Origin of the sequence: endosymbiont of Lamellibrachia barhami, assembly GCF_011947365.2 — a bacterium.
Taxonomy (GTDB): Bacteria; Pseudomonadota; Gammaproteobacteria; order Chromatiales; family Chromatiaceae; genus QGON01.
In genome coordinates, this window is record NZ_JAAVSH020000001.1 from 3,690,219 (window position 1) to 3,706,470 (window position 16,252).

12 protein-coding genes are annotated in these 16,252 nt (G+C 56.6%); 10 read left to right on the plus strand and 2 right to left on the minus strand.

Features of this window, described 5'->3' with window-relative positions; translation table 11 throughout:
• Nucleotides 1-91 precede the first annotated feature (91 nt).
• From G9Q73_RS16915 to G9Q73_RS16940, 6 genes are all read left to right on the plus strand, one after another.
• Nucleotides 92-1,366 (plus strand): ATP citrate lyase citrate-binding domain-containing protein, encoded by a 1,275-nt coding sequence (locus tag G9Q73_RS16915; protein ID WP_177420822.1) that lies wholly within the window; start codon nucleotides 92-94, stop codon nucleotides 1,364-1,366.
• A 91-nt stretch (nucleotides 1,367-1,457) separates the two neighbouring features.
• A complete protein-coding gene (locus G9Q73_RS16920; RefSeq protein ID WP_177420823.1) occupies nucleotides 1,458-4,175 on the plus strand; it encodes a CoA-binding protein in 2,718 nt (905 codons plus the stop codon).
• Between the two features lie 80 nt (nucleotides 4,176-4,255).
• Nucleotides 4,256-6,487 (plus strand): NADP-dependent isocitrate dehydrogenase, encoded by a 2,232-nt coding sequence (locus tag G9Q73_RS16925; protein ID WP_177420824.1) that lies wholly within the window; start codon nucleotides 4,256-4,258, stop codon nucleotides 6,485-6,487.
• A gap of 99 nt (nucleotides 6,488-6,586) precedes the next feature.
• Entirely contained in the window at nucleotides 6,587-7,123 is a 537-nt protein-coding gene (locus G9Q73_RS16930; protein WP_177420825.1) for a ferritin-like domain-containing protein, read from the plus strand.
• 325 nt (nucleotides 7,124-7,448) lie between these two features.
• Entirely contained in the window at nucleotides 7,449-7,931 is a 483-nt protein-coding gene (locus G9Q73_RS16935; protein ID WP_177420826.1) for a ferritin family protein, read from the plus strand.
• 275 nt (nucleotides 7,932-8,206) lie between these two features.
• Nucleotides 8,207-8,485 carry a hypothetical protein gene (locus G9Q73_RS16940; protein ID WP_177420827.1) on the plus strand — a complete coding sequence of 93 codons (279 nt, stop codon included), beginning with the start codon at nucleotides 8,207-8,209 and terminating at the stop codon, nucleotides 8,483-8,485.
• A 344-nt stretch (nucleotides 8,486-8,829) separates the two neighbouring features.
• Here G9Q73_RS16940 and G9Q73_RS16945 read toward each other — a convergent pair whose 3' ends face one another.
• Both G9Q73_RS16945 and G9Q73_RS16950 read right to left on the minus strand, forming a co-directional pair.
• Complete coding sequence (locus tag G9Q73_RS16945; protein WP_177420828.1) at nucleotides 8,830-9,381, minus strand: Crp/Fnr family transcriptional regulator; 552 nt, start codon at nucleotides 9,379-9,381, stop codon at nucleotides 8,830-8,832.
• Nucleotides 9,382-9,405: 24 nt separating this feature from the next.
• Nucleotides 9,406-9,705 carry a hypothetical protein gene (locus tag G9Q73_RS16950; protein ID WP_177420829.1) on the minus strand — a complete coding sequence of 100 codons (300 nt, stop codon included), beginning with the start codon at nucleotides 9,703-9,705 and terminating at the stop codon, nucleotides 9,406-9,408.
• Nucleotides 9,706-10,047: 342 nt separating this feature from the next.
• Here G9Q73_RS16950 and G9Q73_RS16955 point away from each other — a divergent pair, with 342 nt between their 5' ends.
• The 4 genes from G9Q73_RS16955 (at nucleotide 10,048) to G9Q73_RS16970 (ending at nucleotide 16,198) form a co-directional block, all read left to right on the plus strand.
• The gene (locus G9Q73_RS16955; RefSeq protein ID WP_177420830.1) at nucleotides 10,048-11,967 is read left to right on the plus strand and encodes an aconitate hydratase; all 1,920 of its coding nucleotides are present in this window, start codon (nucleotides 10,048-10,050) and stop codon (nucleotides 11,965-11,967) included.
• 6 nt (nucleotides 11,968-11,973) lie between these two features.
• Entirely contained in the window at nucleotides 11,974-13,542 is a 1,569-nt protein-coding gene (locus tag G9Q73_RS16960; RefSeq protein ID WP_439654697.1) for a Re/Si-specific NAD(P)(+) transhydrogenase subunit alpha, read from the plus strand.
• A 10-nt stretch (nucleotides 13,543-13,552) separates the two neighbouring features.
• Nucleotides 13,553-14,971, plus strand: a complete 1,419-nt coding sequence (gene pntB / locus G9Q73_RS16965) for a Re/Si-specific NAD(P)(+) transhydrogenase subunit beta (RefSeq protein ID WP_177420831.1) — start codon at nucleotides 13,553-13,555, stop codon at nucleotides 14,969-14,971.
• Between the two features lie 240 nt (nucleotides 14,972-15,211).
• A complete protein-coding gene (locus tag G9Q73_RS16970; protein ID WP_177420832.1) occupies nucleotides 15,212-16,198 on the plus strand; it encodes a malate dehydrogenase in 987 nt (328 codons plus the stop codon).
• Nucleotides 16,199-16,252 lie beyond the last annotated feature (54 nt).

Here is a 16,252-nt window from a genome sequence, read left to right on the forward strand (position 1 = left end):
ATCGGGGATTTCTCCGTAATCTCCGTGCCTCAACGGAGAGCGGAATGGTTACCAAACAGTATATTTTTAGAGTGTTAAGGGGACAGATGTAATGAATATCACTGGGATGCGTCACGGCGCAAAACTCCTGGATATTGTCGGTTTTCCTCGGTCCGAGGTACTGGGTCCAGAGGCGAGCGATCAAGAGATCAAAAGCCTTATCGAGCGTTGCGGCGAAGTCTTCGTCAAGCCGATATTCAAGGGCGGCGTTGGCAAGAAGGGTAAGCACGGTTTGCTGGGCAGGGCCAAGGACCTGAGCACCGCCATGAAGGAGAAGGAGCGGCTCTATTTTGCCGAGCACTTCCACAACAATACCCTGAGCAAGGCCGAGGGCGTTACCTTTGAGGGCGCGGTACCGGCTGCTTGTGAGGTCTACTTCTCCATCACCGACAATACCGAGTTCCGTGCGCCGACCATTACCATCACCCATCATGGCGGCGTCGATATCGAGGAGTTGCCCCCGGAGAAGATCACCAGCATCCCATTCGATCCGCTCACCGGGTTGAAAGGTTTTGTCATCTCCAACGCCCTGAAGCGCATTGGTGCTCCCAGCGAGTTGATCAGTCCCCTGGTGCAGAACCTGCCCAAGCTTTGGGATCTCTACCACAACTACGGTATGACCACACTGGAGTTGAACCCGATCCGCATGATGCCCAACAAGAAGGGGCGTCTGGTGCCAGTGGCCTGTGACTTCAAGTGTGGCTTCGACGACGATGACCCCAACGTTGCCCGCCTGGGTCTGCCGGCTGATCTGGATACCTCCAGCTACTCCGATTTCGAGCAGGAGGTGAACTCGCTGCGCACCTACCAGGGTCAGTCCGATGTATTCGTAATCAATGAAGAGGGTACGATCTCCGCCATGACCTTCGGCGGCGGCGCCAATGCCCTGGTGACTGAGTTGCTGGGTGACGCGGCCACCATCTCATCTGACTTTGGCGGCAATCCTCCCTACGCCAAGATGCACGACATCAGCCGTATCGTATACAAATATTGGCTGGAGCAGACCAACGTGCTCTTCATTATTGGCGGCAAGGCCAACAACACCGATATTTACGAGACCTTCCGCGCCATGGCGGATGCCCTGCGGGATCACTTCAACGCCCATGGTCCGCAACCGCTCTACGTGGTGGTGGGACGTGGCGGTCCCAACCTGATCCGTGGCATGGGCTATATGCAGGATACCCTGGACTCCCTGGGTATCCCCTATCAGATGTTCGGTTTCGATTCCGCCATGAGCGAGGTGGTCAACTACGCACAGGCTGCCGATGACTGGATGAAAAACGGTGGTCGTGAAATCGTGGCCAAAAAGATGGGGATCGCCGGATAACGGCTTTTCACTGCCCTGCTTTATATCTGTAACCAAGAATTTCCTAGCGTGGCCCAATGAGCAGGCCACGCAAGATCGAGGGAGCCAAATTATGCATCCGCAAGGTGTAGCTGCTTTTCCCCACTACTATGTGGGCATCAACTCTCTGACAGAACTGGCCACTAAAGATGACCGGGTCTGCGTCCTCAACATCACTGGCGGCGAGAGCCGTACCGTCACCCCGGTGAGCCACGTCTATTCCGGTGGCAATATCATCTGTGGCACCGCGCCTGGGCGTTCCGGCACCAAGATGAAGACCTCCGCCGGTGACATCCCGGTCTACGACAACGTGGCCGAGGCGGTGGACGATGGCCAGGAATTCAACGTTGTGGTGGTCTACCTGCCACCCTCCGGTGTGCGCGACGGCGTGCTCGAAGCGGTGCGGGTCAACCCTAACCTGACCAAGATCGTCATACTCACCGAGAAAGTGCCGGTACGTGACGCCCGTATCATCCGCGCCATCGGCCAGATGCACGGTATCGACATCTTCGGCGGCAACTGCCTGGGTCTGGCGGACGCCCACAACCATGTTCGCATCGGCGGCGCCCTGGGCGGCAGCGCACCGGAAGAGTCCCTGCTCCCCGGCTCTGTGGCCATCTACTCCAACTCAGGCAACTTCACCACCACCATTGCGGTCTACCTGGCGACCGGCGGTTGGGGCACCACAGTCTCCTTCTCCTCCGGTAAGGATGTCTATATCCACTACGCTGCGCAGGAGTGGACCCATGCATTCCACAATGATGATCGCTCCAAGTCTGCGGTGATGTATATCGAACCGGGTGGCTACTATGAGCGCGATCTCGAATTCGACAAGCCGGTGGTTGCCTGTATCGTGGGCCGCTGGAAGGCGAAGCTGACCAAGGCCTGCGGCCATGCCGGTGCCATCGCCGGGGCCGGCGATAACGCACTGGCCAAGGAGGAGTGGTTCATGGAGAAGTTTGGCGTGGACGCCATCTTCACCCCAGAGAACCCGGTCTGCTCCGAGAAGGGCGCCGTGGTGGTCAACATATCCCATATCCCGGAAGCCATGACCGCCGTGATGGCGAAACGGGGCGCCAAACCCGACTTCGACTCAGTGGGCGATCTCTCTCTCAAGTGCTGGTTCAGCAATTCCCAAGGCATCGACCTGCCGGATCATCTGAATCCGCCAGTCGTAGAGGCGATGGCTCCCTACAACGAGCAGATTGCCGGCCTCGGCGAACAGGTGGGTACGGTCTTCCCACGCCAGACCATGAAGGATACCTCCGGCGCCTCCATGATGGACCCCAAGACTCAGGTGACCAAGATTCATGGCACCAGTGTGCTGGACGCCTCCACCCACTCCTTCGAGGAGAATCTGGTACAGAGCCTGATTCGCGAGTACCCGGATGCGAATGGTGCGGCCCTGACCAACGTCGCCCTGAATACCTTCGTCAACCAGAGCGGCAAGATCGGGCTGGCTGCCGCTGACGCCTCCCGTGAGGCGGGTAACAGCCCCAATACCGCACTCTCTGCGGCAATTGCCATGGTGGGACCGAAGCAGGTAGAGAAGGCTCGCACTGTCACCATGGCGCTGGTCGAACTGTTCAAGAAGAGTGGCCTGGAGGATCCGGCAGACGTGGGATTTGATTTCAGCGCCCAACTGGAAGACGCAGACGCCGGGGTATTCCTTACCGACTACTCCGGTCGCTGCAACGTTGCCATGTTGGCGGCGATTGAGACCCGCGGCGCCAAATCGGTATTCATCGACTTCCTCAAGGCCCTGGAACAGAAGGGTGGCGGCAAGCTGAGCTGCAGTGTGCTGGTGGCTGCCATCACCACTCATCTGGCCTGGAAGGCGCTGATGCGCAAGCGTCTCTCGGTTACCACCGTCAGCAACCTGCCCTGGCACTTCCGGGTATTCAGCACCCTGATCGGCTCTGCCGCCAGTGCAGAGAACCAGGAGAGGCACATCTTCTGCGGCGTGGCCAACAAGGAGCTTATGAGCAGTTGGAGCTTTACCGAGACCGCCCATCTGGCTCTGCTCGGTAATCGCCCGGGTGAAGAGGCGCTCTACGCCTTCTCCGTCCTGCTCGGTCTGATCATTACCAACGGTCCAGGAACTATCTCCGCACAGGGCGCCAAGGGTGCGGTCAGCGCCGATGGCCCCGAGGTCCCGGAACGGGTTCAGGTCAACAAGGGTTATATCGGCTTCCTGACTCACACCGGTTACGCCCACGGCGGCAACGGCTTCGAGGCCATCGCCTTCCTGTTGGATCGCTTCCGCGATTCCGGCCTGAGTGGTCCCGACGACGCAGGCCACGGCATGGATCTGGCCGCCATGGCCACCGATTACGCCAAAGAGTACAAAGCGTACAAGACCAAGGCCAAGGCGGAAGGCAATCTCTCCTACGCCAAGATCCCCTGTGTGAACCACCCGGTGTTCAAGGGCGAAGCTGTTAACTACGACCCCCGCGAGGTGTTCGTCGACAAGCTGTTCAAGAAGCGCGGCAGCTATAACATCTTCCACGAGTTCTACCATGAACTGGTCAACGCCCTGTTCAAAACCGGCGTCAGCCGCAACGTCTACTGTGTCAACGTGGATGCCGTGATCGCGGTGATTTTGCTGAAGATGCTGTGGCAGCCTTACGCGGATGGGGAGATCAGCGATTCGACCATGGAATCAGCTGCCTTCACCACTTTCCTGTTTGGTCGTATGATCGGCTCTGCAGCAGAGATCGATGATCATACCAATCGCGGGCGGAATATGGACACCCGCACAGCGGCATCCCGCTGCTCCTACGTATCGTAGCTAGCAGTTTGACGAAACAGTTCAATCTGGATCCTGCAAGCAGTCGCAGGATTCAGGTGCAAATTTACTGAGGAAAAAACATGACAGAACAGACATCAACGATTGTTTGGACAAAAACGGATGAAGCCCCCGCGCTGGCGACCTACTCTTTTCTGCCTATCATCAAGGCATTCACGGAAGGGACTGGCATCAATATCGAGACAAGGGATATCTCTCTTGCGGGCAGGATCATCGCAAACTTCCCCGATAATCTGGGCGACAACCAAAAACAATCTGATGATCTGGCCATATTGGGTGATCTGGCGAAGAAACCGGAAGCCAATATCATCAAACTGCCCAATATCAGCGCCTCGATCCCACAGCTGAAGGCCGCTCTCAAGGAGCTTCAGGAGCTGGGCTATGACCTCCCGGACTATCCCGAGAATCCGAAAGACGATGCAGAGAAGGAGATCAAGGCCAGATACGCCAAGGTCCTGGGTAGCGCAGTCAACCCTGTTTTACGAGAGGGAAACTCCGACCGCAGAGCGCCGGGCGCGGTAAAGAATTATGCGAAGCAGAACCCGCACTCCATGGGCGCCTGGAGCTCTGACTCGAAATCCCATGTCGCCACCATGAGCAGCGGGGATTTCTGTGCCAACGAGAAATCCGTGACCATGTCCGAGGCAACCGACGCAAAAATCGAGTTTGTCGCCAAAAACGGAAGCGTTACCGTTCTGAAAGAGAGCATACCGCTGGAAGCCGGTGAGGTGGTCGACGCAACATTCATGAGCAAAAATGCCCTGACCAAATTTCTCGGGGAGCAGGTGGAAGATGCCAAGCAGCAGGGTGTACTCTTCTCCCTGCACATGAAAGCAACCATGATGAAGGTCTCAGACCCGATTATTTTTGGTCACTGCGTCAAGGTTTTCTATAAAGACGTCATAGATAAACATGCGGATGTCATCGCCGAACTCGGCGTCAATTTCAATAACGGCCTGGGCGACCTTTACGCCAAGATCGAAAATCTGCCGGCGGACAAAAAGGCCGAGATCGAAGCGGATATCCAGGCGATCTACGCTGAGCGTCCCGCACTTGCAATGGTGAACTCCGACAAGGGCATCACCAACCTGCATGTACCCAGCGATGTGATCATCGACGCCTCCATGCCCGCCGCGATTCGCACCTCCGGGCGGATGTGGAACTCCGACGGCAAGCTGCAAGACACCAAGTTCGTTATCCCCGACCACAGCTACGCACCCCTCTACCAGGCCACTATCGAGAACTGTATCGCCAACGGCGCGCTGGATCCGACCACCATGGGTACCGTCCCCAATGTGGGGTTGATGGCGAAGAAGGCGGAGGAGTACGGCTCTCATCCCACCACCTTCGAGGCTCCAGGGGACGGAACCATCCGTATCGTTGACGCCAATGGCGACAATATCCACGAGCAGGCTGTCGAAGAGGGTGATATTTGGCGCATGGTGGCGGTGAAAGACGCCCCCATCCAGGACTGGGTAAAACTGGCCGTGACCCGCGCCAAGGCAACCGGTTGGCCTGCAATATTCTGGCTGGATGATGACCGGGCGCACACCGTTGAACTCAAAAAGAAAGTAGAAAAATATCTGCAGGACCACGACACCACAGGTCTGGATATCCGCATCATGGGCGTCTACGAGGCGGCGAAACTCTCTGTTGAGCGGATGCGAGCGGGTGAAGACACCATCTCCGTAACCGGCAACGTACTGCGTGACTACAACACCGATCTCTACCCGATCCTCGAAGTGGGCACCAGTGCAAAAATGCTCTCCATCGTGCCACTGATGAACGGTGGTGGGTTGTTCGAGACCGGTGCTGGCGGATCTGCACCAAAGCATGTCCAGCAGATCAGGCAGGAAGGACACCTGCGGTGGGATTCACTGGGTGAATTTCTTGCGCTTGCCGCATCCATGGAGCATCTGAGCATTGTATCCGGTAATGCAAAGGCGAAGGTGCTGGGGGATACGCTTGATCAGGCAACGGGCAAGTTCCTGAATAACAACAAGTCACCTTCCCGCAAGGTCAATGAGCTGGATAACCGGGGAAGCCATTTCTATCTTGCCATGTACTGGGCGCAGGCGCTGGCTGAACAGACTGGTGATGCAGCGCTTCAGGCGCGTTTCGCGCCACTGGCGAAGCAGCTTGAAGAGAATGAGGCAACGATCGCTAAAGAGCTGATTGCGGCACAGGGCGAGTCTGTCGACCTGGGCGCTTACTATTGCCCGGATGCTGAAAAAATGGAAAAAGCCATGCGTCCCAGCACCACCTTCAATGCAGCATTGGATGCGCTTGGTTGATTCAGTGAGACACTACGGGAGCTTGGGAGCGTGGGGACGCGCTCCCGCTTTTCCTGTTTGGTTAGGTGGTCGGGTGTTGTGAACCTTTGGAGGTAGCATATGGTCGATATCGATGATCAAATGGTTGAGTTAATCAAAGAGTCCATCAAGCTGGAGATAAGCGGCAAGGGGTTTTATGAACGTGCGGCCGTTGTGACCGAAGACGAACTCGGAAAAGCCATGTTCATACGGCTCGCTAAAGAGGAGGATGGCCACCTCACAGTTTTGGAGAAGATATTCACCTCCATCACCGGTGGTGAGGATTGGCGGAATATTGCCGACAGGGAGATGCAGAAAAAAGGACCGGCGTCGGTTGTCGACCAGTTGGAAGCGGCTATAGCCAAGCGGGGAAAGGACAACAAGAATGCCAACGGCGCCGAAGCGCTCAAGATAGCGATGGAGATGGAGAGAAAGGCGATCCGTTTTTTTGAAGAGCTGGTCAAAAAGGCGTCAAACCCCAAGGTGCGTGAGTTGGCGGAGTCCCTCGCCGATGAGGAGAGGTTTCATTATGATCTGCTCCAATCTCAGCACGATAGCGTGTTGAACATGGGGTATTGGATCGATTCCACTGATATTAGAATGGACAGCAAATTTTGATTTGGCTAGGAGGCTGTCGGGTTTATCCGTTTGAAGCGAAAATCACTGGGGGCGAATCAAATCAGTTTATCAAACGAGGAGAATAGTGGACCTATTTAACGAGTTTGATATGCTGAGTTGATCGCCATCCAGGGATTTGCAGCCAAATAGCGTTAAATCCGACAGCCTCCTAGATTCCACTTCACCACGAATATAGGGATTGTAGGATGCTGGTGAGCTTGCGAACCGCATCATTTATGATCGATGCGGTTCGTTTCTCACCAGCATCCTACATGTTATCTCCATATCCAGCATGAGCTGAATAGTTACGAGAGAGACAGAGATCATGAGCTTCGAATTTAATGCCGATGAAGTCTTCGAGATGGCCGAGCAGATCGAGAGAAACGGGGCGGAGTTTTACCGTAAGGCTGCCGGGACCGTTATCGGCGACCCTGCAGGCAGAGACTTCCTCATCGAGCTTGCCCGGATGGAAGAGGAGCATGAGGATGTTTTTTCAGACATACGGAAATCCCTGACGGATGAGCAGCGGAAGTCGACTGTTGCGGATCCCAATGACGAGGCCATCGGCTACCTGCGTTCGCTTGCGGATACCCGGGTTTTTTTCCAGAAAGAGATAGATACATCTTCAATGGAGGAGATCCTGAAAGCGGCCATAATGACCGAGAAAGATTCGATCGCATTCTACCTGGGAATGAAGGAAATGGTCCCGGAGAGGGGCGGCAAGGACAAAATCGACCAGATCATCCAAGAGGAAATGAGCCATATTCGCCTCCTGAGTCAAGAACTCATTACACGCAGGAGTGGGTAGAGATAATCGAACGCTTGAGCAGGTTGGGTTAGGCAGTCTTTTTGCCCGTAACCCAATAATTTACGCCATTCTTGTCGTGTTACGCTACGCTAACATAACCTACTGTTTGTTAAGGTAGTTGGCGAGGCTTTGACAATACGAACACCATCGCCTTAAGTTAAGTGCCATTTCGCTCAGAGACGGTACGTTTCCCCATTGCTGTCGTTGCCTCTACCTGCAGCTGCGACCAGCAAGACAAGCTGGATCAATATTCTGCGGTCCTCCGGAAGAACATTATGAATGTAAATGAACCCCGGCAGTCGAAGTGGGAGTGGCTGGAGAATCCCGATTCCACATTCGAGTTGCATAGCACCGAGCGGAGAGCGTTTTACGAGTGGCAGGTGGCCGACAAGGAATGGTCGAAGGTCACCTGCGGTTTGGATGCCAAGGGCGGAAAGCAAAAGCAGTCGAAGAAAAACAAAAAGCTGCTGAAGGCATTGAATAAACGCTTAAATAAGGCGGCTAAGGCGTATAAAATAGCCAGAAGCAGGCTGCACGACGCTTGGTCTGCCTGAATCCCTTGAGGGATGTCTGCCTGGAGAAAAAGGCGCTACCCTATCGATTGTAAAGATGGAACAGCACCTTTAATGCGGCCCTTATTTTAACCTGATTACCCGTAAAATTCAGTCATGATCTGAGAGTGTTTTTCAATCCGCAAATAACGCAATTTTTCCTTATGTATTAAGACATTGCATCCGTCCAATAAGCCCTGTTCTGTAATCATTGAACCGGCCGATGCAGATGGATAACCATCAGGTTTTCATACAAAATCAATGCATTTGCGCTTTTTGCGTTGTTCGCGGACAAATCTCTTTCCCTATAGCAGCTGAGTGATAGGGATAATCAGATATTTTAATGCTCAATAGCGCCCATGCTGGTGGTGGATATAATTACTCATTTCCACGTACTGCATGTTCATGCGCTTCGTGATCTCGTGTACCTCTCGGGCAATGGCGCGCATCAGTTTGTAAACTATTTGCGGGTGCTCATCCAGCAGACTTTCAAGGTGCTTTCTCTTGATTTGGAGGACATCCGTGGTGCAGTCCGCCTGGAGTGTGGCGCTGTGTTCCGAACCGTCCAGAAATCCCATTTCGCCGGCCATCTCCCCCTCTCGGATGCACGCCAAGGTGACATGCTCACCACCCCCAGTCCCCCTATTCACCTGCAGGCGTCCCTTGATTAATATGTAAAGGGAATCGTCCTTTTTCCCCTGTTGAATCAGGATTTGGCCTTTTTTCAAGGTAATAACTGTAGCGATTCCTGCCAGCCGACCACACTCCCCGTCGTCCAACTCGCTTACGAAGGGTAGCTTGCAAACCGCATCCATATGTTTTTCTATGTTTCTTGCTCTTTTTTTCATTCCCTTTTTTGTTTCGGCTTGAGTTTCTTTCGGACTGCTTTTTTCTGCCATGATTTAACCCTCGTCAGCTCAGCTTTAAATTAGGTATCGATCAAACACCTGTCTATCCCAATGCGGACTGGTGGGCGTCACCATCACGGCCACCCGCTGTCCCGCACTGGGGTCCTTGCCGCGGGTATTTTTCCCTTCCACCCTCAGCTGTGGGGCTCGATCAGGCTGGTGGAGAAGAACACCGCATCGGAATCCCTCCATCAGTTCCGAAAATCCCACATGAGTATCATAGTGGATGTTTGCTACAAAATAGAGGACATAGTCGATCTCCTTGTCGAGTTGCTCGTAGGGCAGGCGGTAACTCGGCACGCTGTAGCGCAGCAAGCCATGCCCATATTCCTTTTTTTTGTTACGGTATTGTTACTGCAATGCCAGTATAATTAAAAAATTTCTGGTGTGGGTATCAGTCGTGGAGCATAGATGGCCCCTTCTCGGGCGTGCTCATGTCAGTTTTTTACCCCTGTCAGCCTTGTCCAGTACATCCGTGCATCGCTGCCGGGATTTTTTTGCAAGGGAAGGTTTGCGTGCCGCGTTCGGTTTCTTTATGGTATTTCTGCGCAAACAGTAAGGGTGATACCTGAACAGGCTGGCTTTGGCCGCATCGATGGTGGAACCTGCCCAGACCACCGACGGTAATAAATTAACGAGTTCCTAAGGAGGAACCAAATGAAGCCTTTGAATTTGACGGAGAAAATCCTGCTCGACCACCTAGTTGATGGGAATGAGCTACCCGCGCCCGGTACTGTGATCAAGATCAGGGTGGACGAGGCCTTCACTCAGGATGCCACCGGCACCATGTGCATGCTGCAGCTGGAGGCTATGGGCGTCAACCGAGTCAAGCCGCTCTCCGTCAACTTTGTCGACCACAGTATGTTGCAGGTCGGGTTTCGTAATCCGGACGACCACGAATATCTGAAGACTGTGGCCCAGAAGCTGGGCATTGTCTACTCTCCGGCAGGCACCGGCATCTGCCACTTTCTGAACATAGAGAACTTCGTCAAGCCGGGCATGACCGGCGTAGGTGCGGACAGCCATACCGTGAACGCCGGCGGCTGCGGCGCTATCTTCATGGGTGCCGGCGGCTACGACGTGGCTTTGGCGATGGCCACCGGCGAGTACAGCATGCCCATGCCCAAGGTGGTCAAGGTCAATCTCACCGGTTCAATACAGCCCGGCGTAATGGCCATGGACGTTATCCTCAAGATGCTGGAGATCAACGGCGTCAAAGGCGGCAAGGGCACCGTCTTCGAATATGCGGGGTCTGACGTCGCCAGCCTCTCCCTCACCGAACGCGCCACCATCACCAATATGGGCGCCGAGATGGGCGCCACCACATCCATCTTCCCCAGTGACGAACGCACCCAGGCGTTCCTTGAGGAGCGTGGACGCGGTCAGGACTACCAGCCGCTAGCGGCTGAAGAGGGGGCTGAGTATGAGCGGGTCATCGATATCGATCTCTCCGCCCTGGAGCCGTCGATCGCCATCTATCCCTCTCCCGGCAACGTGGAGAAAGTATCAGATCATGTTGGCGAGAAGATCAACCAGGTCTCCGTGGGCAGCTGCACCAACAGCTCCTATGAGAACATCGCCTCTTTCGCCGAATTACTGAAGGGCAAGCGCGTCTCCGTGGACACCCTGCTCTATCCCGGCTCCCGCTCCGTGGCCATGCAGTTGGCCGAGTCCGGTTACATGACCACGCTTCTCCACTCCGGTGTGCGCATCCAGGATAATGGCTGCGGCGCCTGTATCGGTCAGGGTGGTTCCCCGGTGAGCAAGGGCATCTCCCTGCGCACCTTCAACCGTAACTTCCCCAAGCGCTCCGGCACCGCCGACGCCGAGGTTCATCTGGTCAGCCCGTTGGTGGCGGCGGCCAGCGCCATCACCGGTGAGATCACCCTGCCCCAGGGGGATGTAGAGATCAAACAGACGCCGACGATCCTGGATATGGAATCCTTCATCATGCCCCTGCCCCAGGAAGAGGCGGAGAAGGTAGAGGTCATCCGCGGCCCCAACATCATGGCCCTGCCGAATTTCGACCCGCTGCCCGACACCCTGAAAGGCGAGGTTCTGCTGAAGCTGGGCGACAACATCAGCACCGATGACATCCAGCCCGCCGGCACCTTCCTGCCGTTGCGCTCCAATGTCAAAGAGTACGCCATGCAGGCCACCTTCAATCCGGTGGACCCGAGCTTCTCCACCCGTGCCTGCGAACATCGTGATGCCGGCGGTCACGGTATCATCGTCGGCGGTGAGAACTATGGTCAGGGCAGCTCACGCGAGCACGCGGCGCTCTGTCCCCGCTGGTTGGGCATTCGTGCCGTGGTGGTCTCCCAGTTTGCGCGTATCCACGTGGCCAATCTGGTCAACTTCGGTATCGTGCCCCTGACCTTCGCGAATGAGGCGGACTACGAGAAGATCAACCAGGGTGATACAGTCTCCATTGATGTCTCCAACCTTGAAGGGGATCTTTTTCTGGAGGTCAACGGCGAGCGGATCCCACTGAACCCGGCCTTCGAACCTGGTGACGTGGCGCCCCTGAAGACCGGCGGTTCACTACCCCTGTTCAAATCAACCTATAAAGGCTAAGCAATCATGGCAATGAAGATTGGTATCCCGAAAGAGTGCCACGAAGGTGAGCAACGGGTTGCTGCCACTCCCGAGACTGCCGAGCGGCTGCAGAAGCTGGGCTTCTCGGTGGCTATACAGGCGGGAGCAGGGGCTGGGGCAAACTTCAGCGACGACGCCTTCCGCGAGGCGGGTGTCGAGATTGCGGAAGAGGCCAAGACCCTGTGGGCCGAGTCCGACATCATACTCAAGGTACGCGCCCCGGATATCGACTGCCCAACCTGCCGGGACGAGACCGAACTGTTGCGCGAGGGCGGCACCCTCATCAGCTTCATCTGGCCAGCCCAGAACGAGGAGCTGATGCAGAAGCTGGCCGCACGCAAGGCCACCGTGCTGGCGATGGACAGTGTTCCCCGTATCTCCCGCGCACAGAAGTTGGATGCACTCAGCTCCATGGCCAACATTGCCGGTTACCGCGCCGTGGTGGAGGCAGCCAACCAGTTTGGCCGCTTCTTCACAGGTCAGGTGACCGCTGCGGGCAAGGTGCCGCCGGCCAAGGTTCTGGTCATCGGCGCTGGCGTCGCAGGTCTGGCCGCCATTGGCGCGGCTGGCTCCATGGGCGCCATGGTGCGCGCCTTCGACACCCGCCCCGAGGTCAAGGAGCAGGTGGAGAGCATGGGCGCTGAGTTCCTGATGCTGGAATTCGAGGAGGAGGAGGGCGGATCCCCAGGCACCGGCTACGCCAAGACCATGAGCAAGGAGTTCATCGAGGCGGAGATGAAACTGTTTGCCGAACAGGCGATGGATGTGGATATCATCATCACCACCGCCTTGATCCCCGGCAGACCGGCCCCTGAACTGATCACTTCAGGTATGGTCGAGTCGATGAAGGACGGCAGCGTCATCGTCGATCTGGCCGCTGAGCAGGGTGGCAACTGCGCCCTGACGGAGCCGGGCAAGGTGGCCGTCAAACACGGTGTCACCATCATCGGTTATACAGATCTGCCCAGCCGTCTGGCGACGCAGTCGAGCCAGCTCTATGGCACCAACCTGCGTCACCTGCTGACAGATCTGACCCCTGGGAAGGATGGTCAGATCGTGGTGGACATGGAGGACGACGTTATCCGTGGCGCTACGGTAATCAAGGATGGCGAGATCACCTGGCCGCCGCCACAGATCAAGGTATCGGCGGCCCCGGCGACCAAACCGGCAACCGCGGCCCCGCCGCAGCCGATTGAAGCCGATGTGAAAAAGAGTGGCTGGGTCGGTGCCGTCGGCCTTGCCGTCGGTGGATTATTGCTGGCCGCTCTGGGTCAGGTCTCGCCGCCGGAATTCCTGTCGCACCTCACGGTGTTCGTATTGGCCTGTTTCATCGGTTATATGGTGATCTGGAACGTCACCCCCGCCCTGCATACACCACTGATGTCGGTGACCAATGCAATCAGTGGCATCATCGTCATCGGCGCCATGCTGCAGATATCCAGTTCGAGCGGGCTGGTGCTAATACTGGCGTTCGTCGCCGTCCTGATCGCAACCATCAACATCGCCGGCGGCTTCTGGGTCACCCAGCGCATGTTGAAGATGTTCCAGAAGTGAGGTTTGATAGATGACTTCAGGTATGCAAACAGCTTTTTACGTCGTTTCCGCCATCCTTTTCATTCTGGCCCTGGGTGGTTTGAGTAACCCGGAAACAGCCCGGCGCGGCAACGCCTACGGCATCGCCGGCATGGGTCTGGCCCTGATCGCCACCATCTTCATGGGTGATCAGGTCCACGGCGGCGGTTACACCTGGCTGGCGGCGGCCATGATCATCGGCGCCAGCATCGGCCTCTTCCTCGCCATCAAGGTGCAGATGACCGAGATGCCGGAACTGGTGGCCATGCTCCACAGCTTCGTCGGTATGGCGGCGGTATTGGTAGGTTTCGCCGGCTATTTCGGTCCGGCGGAAGACCCGGCCCAGGCCCTCACCGGCGCGGCATCGATCATCCACGAAATCGAGATCTACATCGGCGTTCTGATCGGTGCGATCACCTTCACCGGCTCCGTGGTCGCCTTTGGCAAGCTCAAGGGGATTATCACCAGCAAACCGCTGATGCTGCCGGCGCGTCACTGGCTCAATCTTGGACTGGGCATTGCCACCATCTTTCTGGCGACCCTTTTCGTCGGCGGCGAGCACAGCAGCACGGCCATTACCGCACTGGTCATCATGACCCTTATCGCCTTTGTCTTCGGCGTGCATATGGTGATGGCCATCGGCGGCGCCGACATGCCGGTGGTGGTCTCCATGCTCAACAGCTACTCAGGTTGGGCGGCGGCGGCCACCGGCTTCATGCTGAACAATGATCTGCTGATCATTACCGGCGCTTTGGTAGGCTCCAGCGGCGCCATCCTCTCCTACATCATGTGTCGCGCCATGAACCGCAAGTTCCTGGCGGTAATCGCCGGTGGCTTCGGCACCGCAGGCGGCACGGTGGTTCCGTCGGGCGACGGCGAACAACAGGAGTACTCCCCGGAGACCTCCGCCGATGAGACGGCCGAGATGCTGAACAATGCCAAGGAGGTGGTCATAGTCCCCGGCTACGGCATGGCCGTGGCTCAGGCCCAGCACACCATCAACGACATCACCCGCAAGCTGCGCGCCAAGGATATCAACGTGCGCTTCGCCATCCATCCGGTTGCGGGCCGCATGCCGGGCCATATGAACGTGCTGTTGGCCGAGGCCAAGGTACCCTACGACATCGTGCTGGAGATGGACGAAATCAACGAGGACCTTCCAAAGGTAGATGTGGTGCTGGTGATCGGCGCCAACGACATCGTCAACCCCAGCGCCCTGGACGATCCCACAAGTCCCATCGCCGGCATGCCGGTACTGGAGGTCTGGAACGCAAGATCCGTGGTGGTGATGAAGCGCGGCAGGGGCGTCGGTTATGCCGGCGTGGACAACCCTCTGTTCTTCAGGGACAACACCCGCATGCTCTACGGTGACGCCAAGGCAAGCGTCGATGCCATCCTGGGTATTATCTAGGAGGTTGTCGGAAACCCGACAACCTCCTAAGCCTATGGGTATCTCTTTAGTCCTCTCCCCAAGATTTTTTTCAGGGAGAGGGCTTTATAAAGCTGAGTTGAGCAGCTTGCCTGCTCAAACGAAACTTATGCCCTGTGGGTATAAAGGGATACTGAGGCGCATCAGTGCGCCGGACAGGCGACTGTTCCAGAAATTGAATCTTCTCAAATAATCCACACTGCTCTGATTAAGGAGAACCTTATGGCCAAAGCCCCTGTTCGAGTTGCCGTTTCCGGCGCCGGAGGCCAGATCGGTTACGCGCTGCTGTTCCGTATCGCCGCCGGCGAGATGTTAGGCAATGACCAGCCTGTCATCCTGCAATTACTGGAAGTACCGCACGAACGTGCGCAACAGGCCCTTAAGGGCGTCATGATGGAACTGGAGGACTGCGCTTTCCCGTTGTTGGCGGGCATGATCGGCACAGATGACCCCAATACTGCCTTCAAGGATGCCGACTATGCTTTGCTGGTTGGCGCCATGCCACGTGGCCCCGGCATGGAACGCAAGGATCTGTTGCTGAAAAACGCCACGATCTTTATTGAGCAGGGCAGAGCGCTGGATGAGGTGGCGTCCCGCGACATCCATGTGACCATCGTCGGAAATCCCGCCAACACCAACGGTCTGATCACCATGAACGCAGCAAAGAGCCTGCAGCGGGAAAACTTCAGTTCGATGATGCGCCTGGATCTCCACAGAGCTATCTCCATGCTCGCCAGCAAGGCCGGGGAACCGGTGGACTCCGTCGAGCGGATGGCGCTTTGGGGCAACCACTCTCCAGCCATGTATCCCGACATCCGCTTCGCTACCATCGCGGGTGAGGAAGCATCCAAGCGGATCGACGAGACATGGTACAGAGACGAGTTTATTCCCAATGTCGGCAAGCGGGGAGCCGCCGTCATTAAGGCACGTGGCCTCTCCTCCGCCGCTTCAGCCGCCAACGCCATCATCGCCCACAATCGCGACTGGGCGCTGGGTTCTTCTGGACGCTGGGTCTCCATGGGAGTCGCCTCTGATGGTTCTTACGACATCCCGGAAGGCCTGTTTTTCGGTATGCCCTGCACTTGTGACCAAGGCAAATGGGAGGTGGTCAAGGGTCTTGATATCGATCCCTTTTCCCGCCAGATGATGGATCGGTCACTGGCCGAGCTCCAGGAGGAGCGCGACGCCGTCAAGCATCTGTTTACCTGACAGGGTTTGACCGGTTACATTGCTGATCCAGAACGACGAGAACTGCTTGCAGCG

Coding starts and splice junctions, on each gene's coding strand:
- G9Q73_RS16915 (WP_177420822.1), top strand. CDS start 92: ATGAATATCACTGGGATGCGTCACGGCGCAAAACTCCTGGATATTGTC.
- G9Q73_RS16920 (WP_177420823.1), top strand. CDS start 1,458: ATGCATCCGCAAGGTGTAGCTGCTTTTCCCCACTACTATGTGGGCATC.
- G9Q73_RS16925 (WP_177420824.1), top strand. CDS start 4,256: ATGACAGAACAGACATCAACGATTGTTTGGACAAAAACGGATGAAGCC.
- G9Q73_RS16930 (WP_177420825.1), top strand. CDS start 6,587: ATGGTCGATATCGATGATCAAATGGTTGAGTTAATCAAAGAGTCCATC.
- G9Q73_RS16935 (WP_177420826.1), top strand. CDS start 7,449: ATGAGCTTCGAATTTAATGCCGATGAAGTCTTCGAGATGGCCGAGCAG.
- G9Q73_RS16940 (WP_177420827.1), top strand. CDS start 8,207: ATGAATGTAAATGAACCCCGGCAGTCGAAGTGGGAGTGGCTGGAGAAT.
- G9Q73_RS16945 (WP_177420828.1), bottom strand. CDS start 9,381: ATGGCAGAAAAAAGCAGTCCGAAAGAAACTCAAGCCGAAACAAAAAAG.
- G9Q73_RS16955 (WP_177420830.1), top strand. CDS start 10,048: ATGAAGCCTTTGAATTTGACGGAGAAAATCCTGCTCGACCACCTAGTT.
- G9Q73_RS16960 (WP_439654697.1), top strand. CDS start 11,974: ATGGCAATGAAGATTGGTATCCCGAAAGAGTGCCACGAAGGTGAGCAA.
- pntB (WP_177420831.1), top strand. CDS start 13,553: ATGACTTCAGGTATGCAAACAGCTTTTTACGTCGTTTCCGCCATCCTT.
- G9Q73_RS16970 (WP_177420832.1), top strand. CDS start 15,212: ATGGCCAAAGCCCCTGTTCGAGTTGCCGTTTCCGGCGCCGGAGGCCAG.